This window comes from Nocardia yunnanensis, assembly GCF_003626895.1.
GTDB classification, from domain to species: Bacteria; Actinomycetota; Actinomycetes; order Mycobacteriales; family Mycobacteriaceae; genus Nocardia; species Nocardia yunnanensis.
Map to the genome: position 1 here is coordinate 3,524,839 of NZ_CP032568.1, position 13,871 is coordinate 3,538,709.

Below are 13,871 nucleotides of genomic sequence, written 5' to 3' on the forward strand. Positions count from 1 at the left end.
ACCGAGTCTGCCTGCCGTGGAGCGATTGTCGCACCGGCTCAACTCTTTTCGAGGTCCGCGGTGGCGGAACGGCCTGCGGTGGTGACGTTTTCGAGGAAGGTGGCCAGTAGTTCCAGCTGGTCGGGGGTGTAGTCGGCGCACAGGGCGTCGACGGCGGTGTTCATGCCGGAGAGCAGACCGTACATCTCGCCGAGGCGGTCGGGGAGGGCGCGGACGGTGACCGCGCGGCGGTCGCCGGTGGCGCGTTCACGCACGATCCAACCGGCGCGTTCCAGGCGGTCGAGGATGCCGGTGAGGGTCGCGGGGTGCAGGCCGGCCTGTTTCGCGAGTGCGGTCGGGCTGATCGGGCCGTGGGCGGAGATCAGGTCCAGGCAGTCGATATCGATGTCGCGGAGTTCGAGTCGCAGGCTGATCTGCCGGTTGAGCAGGGCCAATTGGCTGCGGACATCCCGCAGCGAGCCCTTGATGCGCGTCGTCAGGCGGCGCCGGTGACGTGGATCACCCGAAAGTTCTATGGAATCCATATCATCTCCAACTCAAACCAAATAATATGACTTTCATATCGTATGGCATCCGGCGTAGAAGGTGTCCGCTGTTCCGCCGGGGATGGGAAGGTCGTCATGTACGTCATCATCGGAGCGACCGGGGTGGTCGGCAGGGAAGTGGTCGAGCAGCTGGATTCCGCGGGTGCGAAGGTCACCGCGGTCACCCGTGACCCGGCTGCCGCGCACCTGGCACCGGGAACCCTTGTGGTCCAGGGTGATCCGGCGGCACCCGTCATTCCCGCCGAAGCCTGGAACGGCGTCGAGGCGGTGCTGCTGTCCTCCCGGGGCGCGATCGCGTCGGCGTCCGAAATCCTGTCGGCCGCAGCCGAACACGGTGCCCGCAGGGTCGTGGTCGTGTCCGCCGCGACCGTCGAACATCCCGTCGGGGAACCACGCTTCATCGCGGGATTCCGGGCACTCGAAGCCGCGGCCGAGGCGTCGGGCCTGGCCTGGACCATGTTGCGCTGCGCGGACTTCGACGCCAACGCGTTGGCCTGGGCACCGCAGCTGCGAGGCGGCGACGTGGTGCGTGGTGCGTACGGTGCCGCCGCAACCTCACCGATTCACGAGTGCGACATCGCCGCCGTCGCGGTTCGCGCGCTCACCGAGAGCGAGCACGAGGGGCAGCGCTACCTACTCACCGGGCCGGAGTCGCTGACCCAGTGCGACAAGGTCCGCATGCTGGGCGCGGCCACCGGCCGGGACCTGTCGTTCCTGGAACTGCCTCCCGCGCAGGTGCGGGCCGCGATGCTGGCGCAGGGCCTGCCCGAGGAGGTCCCGGCCCGCCTGCTCGGCTCACTCGCCGACTACGCCCGCGTCCCCGGCCCCACCACCGACACCGTCGCCGAGTTGCTCGGCCGCTCCGCCCTCGACTTCGCCGCCTGGGCCACCGCGCACGCCGCCGCCTTCACACACTGAAAGAGCGCTCATGTCCATCGATTTCACCCTCATGTACCTCACCCACGACGCCTTCCGCCGCGACCTCGACCGCCTCACCGCCGCCGTCGCCGCCGGCCGGGCCGCCTCCCCCGGCGTGCGCGCGGGCTGGGCCAATTTCACCCGCCAACTCCACGTCCACCACACCGTCGAAGACTCCGCCCTGTGGCCGCCGGTCCTGGCCCGCCTGGCCGACCGCCCCGCCGACGTCACGCTCATGGCCGACATGGAAGCCGAACACGCCGCCCTCGACCCCGCCCTGCACGCCGTGGACGAGGCCCTGCGCACGGCGTCACCCGACCTCGCGATCCACGTCCACGCGCTGACCGGCCTGCTCACCGACCACATGCTCCACGAGGAAACCAAGGCTCTCCCGCTCATCGACGAGGTACTCACCCCCGAGGACTGGTCCGCCTTCCGCACCGCCATGGCCCGCACCCAAGGCCCCTCCGGCGCAGCGGTTTACGTCCCCTGGGTCCTGGACGCGGCCACCCCCGAGCGCCGCCGCCAGTTCCTCGCCGCCATGCCCGCCCCCATCCGCCCGATCAACGCCCTGCTGTGGGAACGCCGCTACCACCGCCGCCGTCTGTGGTCCCACTGACCGACTCCGCCTCGTCGGACTTCTCGAGGTAGGCGGCCGCGCCCCGCGCCCGGGGGCAGGGCGGAGTGCAGGGCGCGTGGATTTTCAGAATGCCCTCGGCCCGGCGTCGGCTGTCCACATAGGAGTCCTCGCAGAAGTCATTGATCCAGCTGGGAGTCATGGGGAAACCGTGCGCCACACCGGGTGTCGGCAGCGACACGCGCAGAGAATCTGCGGAATCGGGGAAAAACGCCAGGACACATCTCATTGAAGGCCAAACTTCTTCACAAGACGAGAGGAATTTCGAGCCCGGTGAGAGGACGGGAGCTGGGTGGCGAAGAGTCGGAGGAGACCGGGACGACGCTGCCACGCCGGCAGCTCGGGCGGCTGCTGCGGGAGGCGCGGTCGGCCACCGGGATGAATTTGGAGCGGGCTGCGGCACTGGTGCAGTGGAGCCGGCCCACCCTCAGTCGCCTCGAGCGGGGCGAGACCGAGAAGATCAGAGTCAGCGATATTTTGGCGATTTGCGACGCGTACGGTCTGGACGGGGCGACGACCGAGGTCGCGCGCGGGCTGGCCGAGCAGGTGCCCGCGAAGTCGTGGTGGCACGCGTACGGCGGATTGATTCCGGCCTGGGCCAACCTGTACCTCGGGCTGGAGTCCAGCGCAACGACTTTGACGATCTTTCAATCGTTGATCGTCCACGGTCTGCTCCAGACGGCCGACTACACAAGGGCTCTCGACCGGACGTACTTCTCGGACGAGACCGAGGAAGAACTCGATCGTCGGGTGCGGATTCGCGTTCAGCGGCAACACATTCTGACTCGCACTCACCTGCCGGCCGAGGCGACGGTGGTCCTGCACGAGAACGTGCTGAGGACCGTGGTGGGGAACAATGGGCTCATGTCAGCACAATGCCGACATCTCGCGGATATCGGCACTCGCCGCAACGTCGAGATCCGGGTCCTGCCGTTTCGCGCGGGCTTCCCGCTCGGCGCGGCGTTGCCGCCCTTCACGATCATGGATTTCGGCAGTGGCGCCCCCGGTCATCGGCAGGATCCGCCGCAGGTCTACTGCGAGGGCTACGCGGGCAGCGCGTACCTCGAGCAGCGCGCGGACGTCAGCAGATTCCGCGAGGCGTTCCGCAGGCTTCAGGAGTCGAGCTTGGATCCGCGTTCGAGCCGCGACCTGATGCGTGAGCTAGCAAGGAGATACGAGAGTGAACGATGACCTGATGCGTGCCCGCTGGTTCAAGTCGAGCTACAGCCAGGGGGGATCCGACTGCGTCGAGGTCGCATTCCTGGACGGGGGCCGGGTGGGGGTCCGGGACTCCAAGGATCCCGCCGGGCCGGCGTTGGTGTTCACGGCTGGTGAATGGGATGTGTTCGCAGCGGGTTTGGGGCGGGGGAGGTTCGTCGCGCGCGGGCGATGATCGGCCGTACACCGGGGGCGCGAATCTGCTTGTCGGCCTTGGCGTTCCCGAAAAGGGCGGGCGTAGGTGTGCGGTCGGACACGAACGCGCGGCGATCCGGACGCAGGGATGTCTCGGGTGCGTCGGCCGACGCTCACCGGCACTCTCACGCCACCGCGGTTAGCAAGTCGGCGAATTCGGTGGTCGGCGGAGCGCGACCCTCACCGGCAGGCATGTATCACGGTGATTAACACAAATTCGCAGAGACGATGTGCGGGCTGTGAAGATTGCCGCGAACCGGACTTCGATGCCCGATCCGTGTCCGCGGGCAGGTACCTTCTACGCATGTTCTCCAAAGTCCTGGTCGCCAACCGCGGCGAGATCGCCATTCGCGCCTTCCGCGCGGCCTACGAACTCGGCATCGGTACCGTCGCGGTTTTTCCGTACGAGGACCGCAACTCCGTGCACCGGCTCAAGGCCGACGAGGCCTACCAGATCGGTGAGCCGGGGCATCCGGTGCGGGCCTACCTGTCGATCGAGGAGATCATCAAGGCCGCCAAGACCGCCGGGGCCGATGCTGTCTACCCGGGTTACGGCTTCCTGTCGGAGAATCCGGACCTGGCGGCGGCCTGCGCCCGCGAGGGGATCACCTTCATCGGGCCCTCCGCGCAGGTGCTGGAACTGACCGGCAACAAGGCGCGCGCCATCGCCACCGCCAAGGCCGCCGGACTGCCGGTGCTGCGCTCGAGCGCGCCGTCCGCGGATGTGGACGCGCTCATGGCCGCGGCCGAGGAGATGGAATTCCCGCTGTTCGTCAAGGCCGTCGCCGGCGGCGGCGGGCGCGGTATGCGGCGGGTGGCCGATCCGGCGCAGCTGCGCGAATCCATCGAAGCCGCCGCGCGTGAGGCCGAATCCGCGTTCGGCGACGCGACGGTGTTCCTCGAGCAGGCGGTGGTCAATCCCCGCCACATCGAGGTGCAGATCCTCGCCGACCAGCGCGGCAATGTCATCCACCTCTACGAGCGGGACTGTTCGCTACAGCGCCGCCACCAGAAGGTGATCGAGCTCGCGCCCGCGCCGAACCTGGATCCCGCACTGCGCGACCGGATTTGCGCCGACGCCGTGGCCTTCGCCAAGGAGATCGGCTACTCCTGCGCGGGCACCGTGGAATTCCTGCTCGACGAGCGCGGCAACCACGTGTTCATCGAGATGAATCCGCGAATCCAGGTGGAGCACACGGTGACCGAGGAGATCACCGACGTGGATCTGGTGCAGTCGCAGCTGCGGATCGCGGCGGGGGAGACCCTCGAGGATCTGGGACTGAGCCAGGACGCCATCCGCATTCGCGGCGCGGCGCTGCAATGCCGCATCACCACCGAGGATCCGGCCAACGGCTTCCGGCCCGACACCGGCCGCATCACCGGCTACCGTTCGCCCGGCGGCGCGGGCGTGCGCCTCGACGGCGGCGCGAATGTCGGCGCGGAGGTCGGGGCCTACTTCGACTCCATGCTGGTCAAGCTCACCTGCCGCGGCCGCGATTTCGCCACCGCGGTGGCCCGCGCCCGGCGTGCCGTCGCCGAATTCCGCATTCGCGGCGTGACGACCAATATCCCGTTCCTGATGGCGGTGCTGGACGATCCGGACTTCCGCGCGGGCAAGGTGACCACCTCGTTCATCGACGAGCGGCCGCAGCTGCTCACCTCCAAGAGCTCCGCCGACCGCGGCACCAAGATCCTGAACTACCTGGCCGACGTCACGGTGAACAAGCCGCACGGCTCGCGGCCGACCAAGGTGTACCCGCACGACAAACTGCCCGCCCTCGACCTGAGCGTGCCGCCGCCGCCCGGCACCCGGCAGAAACTGCTCGAGCTGGGGCCGGAAGGGTTCGCGCGGTGGCTGCGCAATCGCGAGGGCGTGGCCGTCACCGACACCACCTTCCGCGACGCCCATCAGTCGCTGCTGGCCACCCGGGTGCGCACCAACGGCCTGCTCGACGTCGCCGGGCATGTGGCGCGGCTGACGCCGGAGCTGCTGTCCATCGAATGCTGGGGCGGCGCAACCTATGACGTGGCGCTGCGGTTCCTGTTCGAGGACCCGTGGGAGCGGCTGGCCGCGCTGCGCGAGGCCGTGCCGAACATCAACCTGCAGATGCTGCTGCGCGGCCGCAACACCGTCGGCTACACGCCGTACCCCGAAAAGGTCACGCGCGCTTTCGTTTCCGAGGCCACCGCCACCGGCATCGACATCTTCCGCATCTTCGACGCGCTCAACAATGTCGACCAGATGCGCCCGGCCATCGACGCCGTCCGCGAAACCGGTACGGCCCTGGCCGAAGTCGCGCTGTCCTACACCGGCGACCTGTCCAACCCCAACGAAGACCTCTACACCCTCGACTACTACCTCGAGCTCGCCGAGCAGATCGTCGAGGCCGGGGCGCACGTCATCGCCATCAAGGACATGGCCGGACTGCTGCGCGCACCCGCCGCGCACACGCTGGTCAGCGCGCTGCGGCGCGAGTTCGAGCTGCCGGTGCACGTGCACACCCACGACACCCCGGGCGGGCAGCTGGCCACCTATCTGGCCGCCTGGCAGGCCGGCGCCGACGCCGTCGACGGCGCGTCGGCGCCCATGGCGGGCACCACCTCTCAGCCCGCGCTGTCGGCAATCGTCGCGGCCGCGGCGAATTCGCCCTACGACACGGGCCTGGATCTGCAGAACGTCTGCGATCTCGAGCCGTACTGGGAGGCGCTGCGAAAGGTGTACGCGCCCTTCGAATCCGGGCTGCCGGGCCCGACGGGACGCGTGTACCACCACGAGATCCCGGGCGGGCAGCTGTCGAACCTGCGCCAGCAGGCCATCGCGCTGGGATTGGGCGATCAGTTCGAGCAGGTCGAGGCGAAATACGCGGCGGCCGACCGGCTGCTGGGCCGGCTGGTCAAGGTCACCCCGTCCTCCAAGGTGGTCGGCGACCTGGCGCTGTCGCTGGTCGGCAGCGGCGTCGACGTGGAGGACTTCGCCGCCGATCCGGGCCGCTACGACATCCCCGACTCGGTGATCGGTTTCCTGCGCGGCGAACTCGGCACCCCGGCCGGCGGCTGGCCCGAACCGTTCCGCAGCCGCGCGCTGGCCGGACGCGGCCCGGCCAAACCGGAAACCCAGCTGACCGCCGCCGACGAGGCCGGGCTGGCCGGCACCTCCGCCGAACGGCGCGCCACCCTCAACCGGCTGCTGTTCCCCGGGCCCGCCGCCGAATTCCTCGCGCACCGTGAGAAGTTCGGCGACACCACCGGGCTGTCGGCCAACCAGTTCTTCTACGGGCTGCGCCACGACGAGGAACACCACGTCCAGCTCGACAAGGGCGTCACCCTGCTCATCGGGCTGGAAGCCATCTCCGAGCCCGACGAGCGCGGCATGCGCACGGTCATGTGCATCCTCAACGGGCAGCTGCGCCCGATCACGGTGCGCGACCGGTCCATCGCCAGCGAGATCCCGGCCGCCGAGAAGGCCGACAAGACCAATGCCGGCCACATCGCGGCACCCTTCGCGGGCGTGGTGACTCTCGCTGTCTCCGAAGGGGATTCGATCGCCGCCGGCGACACCATCGGCACCATCGAGGCCATGAAGATGGAGGCCGCCATCACCGCGCCGCGCGCCGGGGTGATCCGCCGCGTCGCCATCGCCAAGGTGCAGCAGGTCGAAGGCGGCGATCTGCTCGTCGACGTCAACCTCAACGAGGCCGCCGCCGAATGACCCGCATCGTGGCAGGTACCGCCGGGGGCCGACGCCTGCGCGTCCCCCCGGCGGGCACCCGCCCCACCTCCGACCGCGTCCGCGAGGCCCTCTTCTCGGTCCTGCACGCCCGCATGGACTTCGAGGGCCTGCACGTCCTCGACCTCTACGCGGGCTCGGGCGCACTGGCCCTGGAAGCGCTGTCGCGCGGCGCATCCCACGCGCTGATGATCGAGGCCGACCGCAAGGCGGCCGCCATCATCCGCGGCAATATCGGCGACCTCGGCCTGCCGGGTGCGGAACTGCGCCACAACAGCGTCGCCAGCGTCCTGACCGGCACCCCGCCCGAACGCTACGACCTCGTCTTCTCCGACCCGCCCTACGACCTCGACGTGGCCCAGGTCGAATCCGACCTGCGCGCCCTCGCCGACAACGGCTGGCTGCACGACGACGCCCTGATCGTGGTGGAACGCTCCACCCGCTCCCCGGCCCTCACCTGGCCCAAACCCTTCTCCCCCCTGAAGTCCCGCAGCTACGGCGAAACCCGCATCGACCTCGCCGAATTCGAAGCCTGACCGTCGAGGCGGCCGGCCGCATGCGGTAGCGTGCGGCCATGGCTGGAGCACTGTGCCCGGGGTCGTTCGATCCGGTGACCAATGGACATCTCGATGTTTTCGCCCGCGCCGCGGAGCAGTTCGACGAAGTCGTGGTGACCGTGGTGGTGAATCCCAACAAGCAGGGGATGTTCACGGTCGAGGAGCGGATGGAGTTGATTCGGGAGGTGACCGCGCACCTGCCGAACGTGCGGGTGGAGTCGTGGCGGGGACTGCTGGTGGATTTCGCCAAGCAGGAGGGCATCACCGCGATCGTGAAGGGGCTGCGCGACGCCACCGATCTCGGCTACGAGATGCAGATGGCGCAGATGAATCGCAAGCTGACGGGGGTGGACACCTACTTCATCGCCACCAATCCGCTCTACGGGTTCGTCTCCAGTTCGCTGGTCAAGGAAGTCGCGGCGTACGGCGGGGATGTCTCCGACCTGCTGCCGCCGGTAGTGCACAAGCGCCTGCTGGCGCGCATCGCCGAACGCCAGAAGTGACCGGGTCGCCCGCGCGGGAGTGAATCACCCGCGCGGGCAACCGCGCCCGGTGCGCGACGCTCAGAGCGCGCGCTCGCGTACCCGGCGCGGTGGCCGGGCGGGGGCGGGCTCGATTCGGCCGTCGGGGCGCCGGCGGCCGGTGGTCAGGGCGGCGCGCAAGCGGCGGGCGGGATTCCCCCGGACGAGGTCGTCCCAGGTCCAGCGCACCACCTCGAAACCCAAGGCGCGCAAATAGGTTTCGCGGAGGCGTTCGCGGCGCAGGGTGGCGGCGACGTCCTGGCCGGGGGCCAGCAGGCGGCCGTAGGGGGTGAGACCGTCGAATTCGCAGAGGACACCGGCGGATTCGTAGTAGAAGTCGACCCGGGCCACGAAGCGGCCGTCGGGGGTGAAGACATTGCCCTGGGAGCGGGGCAGGGGCAGCGCGTGCCGGTGGAACATCGTGCGGCTCAAGGATTCCCCGATGCTCTGGCTGCGCCCGTCGAGTATCGCCAGCACCCGTTTGGCCTGATCGATGCCGTAGCGGCCCTTGGCTCGCGCGAGTTCGCCGGCCAGTTCGTCCGGGGTGAGACCGAACGCGCCCACCAGTGCGTCACTCGCCACCACCGCGGACTCCAACGGCAGGCTCAGGGCCAGATCGAGCACCGTGCGCGCGGGCGTGGTGACCGGCAGCCCGTCGAGCTCCACCAGTGAATCCACCGGTGAGCCATGGACTTTCACCAGCGGCCGCGTCTTGCCGCCGCCGCGCCGGTTGCGAGTGACGCAGATCCGCTCCAGCGGCGTGCGCCACAGCATGGCGCCGTAGAGCACCGCGGCGGACTGATGGCTCACCACGGTCCCGGCCACCATCTCCGGCACGATGGACCGGATGAGCTCCCGATGCCGTTCACGGCGAGCCGCCGCGCTCGCCATCCCGTGCGCATCGACCGCCCGGCGGCCGGCCCGAGAACTCGCCGCGGTCGCCGTCCGCGCGCCGCACCCCTCGCGCAGCGCCCGTCGCGATCCCGCTGCCGCACAACGCCGTTCACCGTCCTGCTCCCGGCTCACAATCATCCCGCTGTTCATGCCGCCTCCCGCCGGGGCGGGCGCGGACGCCGGTGTCGCACGCAGGTCCCGCAGACCCGCCCGGGTGGATGCTGTGGTCGAGGTCCGGCCGTATTGCGTCGTCCCCCAAGGCATCCGCGCCCATGGTCCATCTCGGAACCCCTTTCGTCGATCGGATGCTTTCTTGGACGCCGACCAGCCGGGCGGGGTTCCGTGAACGCGCGAGAAACGACGAAACCCCGCACGACACGCCGGATTTCGGTGTGGGGGCGGGGTTCGGGGCCGGAGGTCAGAAAACCCAGAGGCGCAGGGTCAGGAAGCGCATGGTGCCGACGGCGGCGGTGATGCCCAGCACGGCGACGGCCTCGGTGATCCCGCCGATGCCCGGATCGGTGACCTCGAGAATGGCCAGGCCGCCCGAGGTGATGGCCAGACCGGCCAACGCCAGCGCGCCGCCCTCCAATTGGGCTGTGTACCAGCGGACCCGATCCGCGGCCTGGAAGGTGAGCCGCCGATGCATCTCGTTGGCGAGGGCGGTGCTGACGATGGACCCCGCCAGATTGGCCAGCTGCGGGCCGCCGCCGTAGAGCGCGAGGAACAACAGGATGTACCCGACATTGCTGAGACCGCCGACCAGGGCGAAGCGAATCAGCTGCGCCAGCCACCGGTCCCCACGCAGCCAGGCGCCGAGCCGGCCCAGCCACCGCGAGCCGGTGGAGTGCAGGCGAGTGCCGGTGGATTGCAGAGCGTCGGTGCCGTGGGCGAGCGCCTCGGAGCCGTAGGCAATGGCCTCGCTGCCGTAGGCGTAGGTGAACACCAGCCCGGACGCGGGCATCGTCGCCCGTTCCGGAATCTCGTGGACAGCCATCGTCTTCCCCATCCGAACACCGGTGCCCGCCGGGCGGTCCGGAGTCCTTCCGGGCCACCGCCGTTGGCGGGCGCTCTCTCTCGCTGTTCAACGGTAACCCAAGTGGAGTTGTTTCCTCCACTTGTTTTTCCGGGCTGTGAAACAGGCCATGTTTCGGAAAACCCGCGACACGCCGTGTCGGACCTTGTTGACAGCGCGGAGATTGGCAGACTGGCGGAAGCGGAGAGTCTCGCCGTGAGTCCTGGCAGGAGAGTGGGGTAGCACATGTACCGGGTATTCGAAGCGCTCGACGAACTGGTGGCCATCATCGAAGAGGCCCGCGGCATCCCGCCGACCCGCAACTGCATCGTGCCGCGTGGCGAGGTCCTCGAACTGCTCGACGATGTTCGTGACGCGCTGCCCGGCGAGCTCGACGACGCCCAGGACGTGCTCGATCACCGCGACAAGATCGTCACCGACGCCCGCGTCGGTGCCGAGACCACCGTCAAGACCGCCAACGACCAAGCGCACCACACGGTCAGCTCCGCCCGCGACGAGGCCGATCGCATCCTCGCCGACGCCAAGGCGCACGCCGACCGCATGGTCGCCGAGGCCCGCGCGCACGCCGAACACCTGGTCGCCGCCGCCGAGGAGGAGGCCGAGCGCACCGTCGCCGACGGCAGGAACGAATACGATGCCCTCACCGGCCGCGCCCGCGCCGAAGCCGATCGCCTCGCCGCCGCCGGGCAGGCGTCCTACGATCGCTCGGTCGCCGAGGGCAAGGCCGAACAGGAACGCCTGGTCAGCCAGGCCGAGGTGGTGCGCGCCGCGCATGCCGAATCGGCCCGCCTCATCGACGCCGCCCAGGCCGACTCCGATCGCCTGCGCCAGGAGTGCGACGACTACGTCGACGGCAAGCTCGCCGACTTCGAGGAGACCCTCTCCAACACCCTGCGCATCGTCGGCCGCGGCCGCCACCAGGTCCGCTCCGGCACCACCATCCCCGACTACGCCTCCGAGTTCCGCCGCTAGATTCGTCGAATCTCGGCCGCGGCCACCGGCTCTCGTGCCCCGTTTGCCCCATTTGGGGGGCACGCGGGGCTTTCGGTATTGTGGGGTGGTTGCCCATTCCCCACCGATCACGAGGTGAGTTCGTAGATGCCTGCCGGTTCCGGTAAGCCGTCGCGTCATCGTCAGCAGGCGATCGACGCGGGTTTCGTGCTGGATGTGCGCAGTCTCGGACGCGCCCCCGGCTCGATGAAGCAGCGGCAGCGCAGCTTCACTACCGGCGAGCGGATCGGGCTCGACCTGGTCGCCATCCCGGCGGGCGGGCAGATCGACATGGATCTGACCTTGCAGTCGGTCTCCGAGGGCGTGCTCGTCATGGGCAGCGTCACCGCCCCCATCGAGGGCGAGTGCTCGCGCTGCCTCGAACCCTTCAGCGACGAGATCGAGATCCAGCTCACCGAGCTGTTCGCCTACCCGGACAGCGCCACCGAGCAGACCACCGAGGAAGACGAGATCCACCGCCTGGTGGACGACATGATCGACCTCGAACCGGTCGTCGTCGACGCGGTCGGCCTGGAGCTTCCGCTCTCGCCGCTGTGCAGCCCGGATTGCGCCGGTTTGTGCCCGGAATGCGGCGTCAAGATGGCGATTGCGGGTTCCGAGCATGGTCATGAGATACTTGACCCTCGCTGGGCCGGACTCGCCGATTTCAGTGCTGAGTCCACCGACACGGACGCTGCTTCCATCGAGGCGGAAGCGTCGGACCCATCAACCGATTCCACCCTCGCGGCGCACAACGGTGCCGCGAGTAAGAAGACAGAGGAGAGCTAGTCGTGGCCGTTCCGAAGCGCCGGATGTCCCGTGCCAACACCCACGCGCGTCGCAGCCAGTGGAAGGCCACCGCGCCGACCCTGATCACCTGCCCGAACCGCGCCTGCGGCCAGAAGACCCTGCCGCACATCGCGTGCCCGTCCTGCGGTACCTACAAGGGCCGTCAGGTCACCTCCGCGATCTGATTCGCGGTTCATCGACCGTGACCGCCAGCAAGGACGCGGCGGAAGTTCCCGCCGTGGGTGACGCAGCCGATCATGCCAGCCTGCTCGAGGCGCTCGGCGTAGACGTGAAACCGGAGTTGTTGCGCCTCGCGCTCACACACCGGTCGTACGCCTATGAGAACGGTGGCCTGCCGACCAACGAGCGCCTGGAGTTTCTGGGCGATTCGGTGCTCGGCCTGAGCATTACCGAGCGGCTCTATCTGGAGCATCCGGACAAATCCGAAGGCGAACTGGCGAAGCTGCGCGCGAGCGTGGTCAACATGCACGCGCTGGCCGAGGTGGCTCGCGGCCTCGGTGAGGGCGGTCTCGGCCGCCACCTCCTGCTCGGCAAGGGCGAGGAACTCACCGGCGGCCGCGACAAGCCCAGCATTCTCGCCGACGGCATGGAGTCGCTGCTGGGTGCCGTGCACCTCGAGCACGGCATCGATGTGGCGCGCGGTGTGGTGCTGCGGCTGTTCGCCGCACTGCTCGAGCGCGGTCCCCGCATGGGAGCCGGGCTCGACTGGAAGACCAGCCTGCAGGAGCTGACCGCCGAGCGCGGTATCGGCGTCCCCAGCTACGAGATCACCTCCACCGGACCCGACCACGACAAGGAGTTCACCGCCACCGCGGTGATCGGCGGGAAGGGTTACGGCCAGGGGGTGGGCCGCTCCAAGAAGGAAGCGGAACAGAAGGCCGCGGGCGCGGCCTACCAGGCGTTGCACGCCGAGAACGCGCCCGAGGGTTCGGACGGCTCGAAGAGCTAGATGCCCGAACTTCCCGAGGTCGAAGTCGTCCGGCGCGGGCTCACCGAGCATGTGGTGGGCCGCGTCCTGGACCGGGTGACCGTCAAGCATCCGCGCTCGGTGCGCCGGCATGTGCTCGGCGGCGACGATCTCGCCGCCCGGTTGACCGGTCTGCGCGTGGACGGGGTGCTGCGGCGCGGCAAATTCCTGTGGCTCACCTTCGACGAGCCCGATACCTCCTTGGTCGTGCATCTCGGCATGTCCGGGCAGATGCTGGTGCAGCCCCCGACCGCGCCGGTGGAGAAGCACGCGCACATCGTGGCCACCCTCGACGACGGCAACGAGCTGCGGTTCGTGGACCAGCGCACCTTCGGCGGCTGGATGCTTTCGGATCTGGTCGAGGTGGACGGCACCTGGGTGCCCGAATGCGCGGCGCACATCGCCCGCGACCCGCTGGATCCGCGGTTCGACGCCGACGCCGTCGTGAAGACGTTGCGCGGCAAGCAGTCCGAGATCAAACGACTCCTGCTCGATCAGACCGTGGTGTCGGGGGTCGGCAACATCTACGCCGACGAAGCCTTGTGGCGGGCCAAGATTCACGGTGAGCGCCCGGCGGCCAAACTGAGCAGGCCGGCGCTGCACACGCTGCTGGCGGAGACGCAGCACGTCATGGGTGAGGCGCTGCAGGCCGGGGGCACCTCCTTCGACGCGCTGTATGTGAACGTCAATGGCCAGTCCGGGTACTTCGAGCGGTCGCTCAACGCCTACGGCCGCGAGGATCAGCCCTGCCGGCGCTGCGGCGCGATCATGCGGCGGGAGAAGTTCATGAATCGTTCGTCTTTCTCCTGCCCGCGCTGTCAGCCCCGCCCGCGCGGCTGAGACCAGCGGGTTCGAT

General features: G+C 69.1%; 15 protein-coding genes. 12 read left to right on the forward strand and 3 right to left on the reverse strand.

All coding sequences use genetic code 11. The features are described from left to right. Positions 1-38: 38 nt before the first annotated feature. On the reverse strand, positions 39-524 hold the full coding sequence (locus tag D7D52_RS16360) for a MarR family winged helix-turn-helix transcriptional regulator (protein WP_120737432.1): 486 nt from the start codon (positions 522-524) through the stop codon (positions 39-41). 96 nt (positions 525-620) lie between these two features. Here D7D52_RS16360 and D7D52_RS16365 point away from each other — a divergent pair, with 96 nt between their 5' ends. The 7 genes from D7D52_RS16365 to coaD all read left to right on the forward strand — a co-directional run bounded on the left by D7D52_RS16365 (position 621) and on the right by coaD (position 8,300). Beyond that, on the forward strand, positions 621-1,463 hold the full coding sequence (locus tag D7D52_RS16365) for an NAD(P)H-binding protein (protein WP_120737434.1): 843 nt from the start codon (positions 621-623) through the stop codon (positions 1,461-1,463). Positions 1,464-1,473: 10 nt separating this feature from the next. Further along, positions 1,474-2,082 (forward strand): hemerythrin domain-containing protein, encoded by a 609-nt coding sequence (locus D7D52_RS16370; RefSeq protein ID WP_120737436.1) that lies wholly within the window; start codon positions 1,474-1,476, stop codon positions 2,080-2,082. Positions 2,083-2,328: 246 nt separating this feature from the next. After that, positions 2,329-3,291: a helix-turn-helix domain-containing protein gene (locus tag D7D52_RS16375; protein ID WP_246023894.1), complete on the forward strand. Its 963-nt coding sequence runs from the start codon at positions 2,329-2,331 to the stop codon at positions 3,289-3,291. Beyond that, positions 3,281-3,493 carry a DUF397 domain-containing protein gene (locus D7D52_RS16380; RefSeq protein WP_120737438.1) on the forward strand — a complete coding sequence of 71 codons (213 nt, stop codon included), beginning with the start codon at positions 3,281-3,283 and terminating at the stop codon, positions 3,491-3,493. Before D7D52_RS16375 ends, D7D52_RS16380 begins: the two co-directional genes overlap by 11 nt. Before the next feature lie 324 nt (positions 3,494-3,817). Beyond that, positions 3,818-7,222 carry a pyruvate carboxylase gene (locus D7D52_RS16385; RefSeq protein WP_120737440.1) on the forward strand — a complete coding sequence of 1,135 codons (3,405 nt, stop codon included), beginning with the start codon at positions 3,818-3,820 and terminating at the stop codon, positions 7,220-7,222. Beyond that, the gene (gene rsmD, locus D7D52_RS16390; RefSeq protein WP_120737442.1) at positions 7,219-7,776 is read left to right on the forward strand and encodes a 16S rRNA (guanine(966)-N(2))-methyltransferase RsmD; all 558 of its coding nucleotides are present in this window, start codon (positions 7,219-7,221) and stop codon (positions 7,774-7,776) included. The genes D7D52_RS16385 and rsmD overlap by 4 nt, the downstream gene beginning before the upstream one ends. A 38-nt stretch (positions 7,777-7,814) precedes the next feature. After that, a complete protein-coding gene (coaD, locus tag D7D52_RS16395; protein ID WP_120737444.1) occupies positions 7,815-8,300 on the forward strand; it encodes a pantetheine-phosphate adenylyltransferase in 486 nt (161 codons plus the stop codon). Between the two features lie 60 nt (positions 8,301-8,360). Here the strand turns inward: coaD and D7D52_RS16400 are convergent, their stop codons facing one another. Next, positions 8,361-9,362, reverse strand: coding sequence for a hypothetical protein (locus tag D7D52_RS16400; RefSeq protein WP_162958346.1), 1,002 nt, complete (start codon positions 9,360-9,362; stop codon positions 8,361-8,363). Between the two features lie 268 nt (positions 9,363-9,630). Further along, the gene (locus D7D52_RS16405; RefSeq protein ID WP_342775270.1) at positions 9,631-10,209 is read right to left on the reverse strand and encodes a GtrA family protein; all 579 of its coding nucleotides are present in this window, start codon (positions 10,207-10,209) and stop codon (positions 9,631-9,633) included. 264 nt (positions 10,210-10,473) lie between these two features. Here D7D52_RS16405 and D7D52_RS16410 point away from each other — a divergent pair, with 264 nt between their 5' ends. The 5 genes from D7D52_RS16410 to mutM all read left to right on the forward strand — a co-directional run bounded on the left by D7D52_RS16410 (position 10,474) and on the right by mutM (position 13,855). Beyond that, entirely contained in the window at positions 10,474-11,220 is a 747-nt protein-coding gene (locus D7D52_RS16410; RefSeq protein ID WP_120737448.1) for a DivIVA domain-containing protein, read from the forward strand. A gap of 126 nt (positions 11,221-11,346) precedes the next feature. Continuing rightward, a complete protein-coding gene (locus tag D7D52_RS16415; protein ID WP_187703161.1) occupies positions 11,347-12,027 on the forward strand; it encodes a YceD family protein in 681 nt (226 codons plus the stop codon). Between the two features lie 2 nt (positions 12,028-12,029). Beyond that, positions 12,030-12,212, forward strand: coding sequence for a 50S ribosomal protein L32 (rpmF, locus tag D7D52_RS16420; RefSeq protein WP_120737450.1), 183 nt, complete (start codon positions 12,030-12,032; stop codon positions 12,210-12,212). A 17-nt stretch (positions 12,213-12,229) separates the two neighbouring features. Beyond that, the gene (rnc, locus tag D7D52_RS16425) at positions 12,230-12,997 is read left to right on the forward strand and encodes a ribonuclease III (RefSeq protein WP_162958347.1); all 768 of its coding nucleotides are present in this window, start codon (positions 12,230-12,232) and stop codon (positions 12,995-12,997) included. Further along, complete coding sequence (gene mutM / locus D7D52_RS16430) at positions 12,998-13,855, forward strand: bifunctional DNA-formamidopyrimidine glycosylase/DNA-(apurinic or apyrimidinic site) lyase (RefSeq protein WP_120737452.1); 858 nt, start codon at positions 12,998-13,000, stop codon at positions 13,853-13,855. It abuts the gene before it with no gap. Positions 13,856-13,871: the final 16 nt, after the last annotated feature.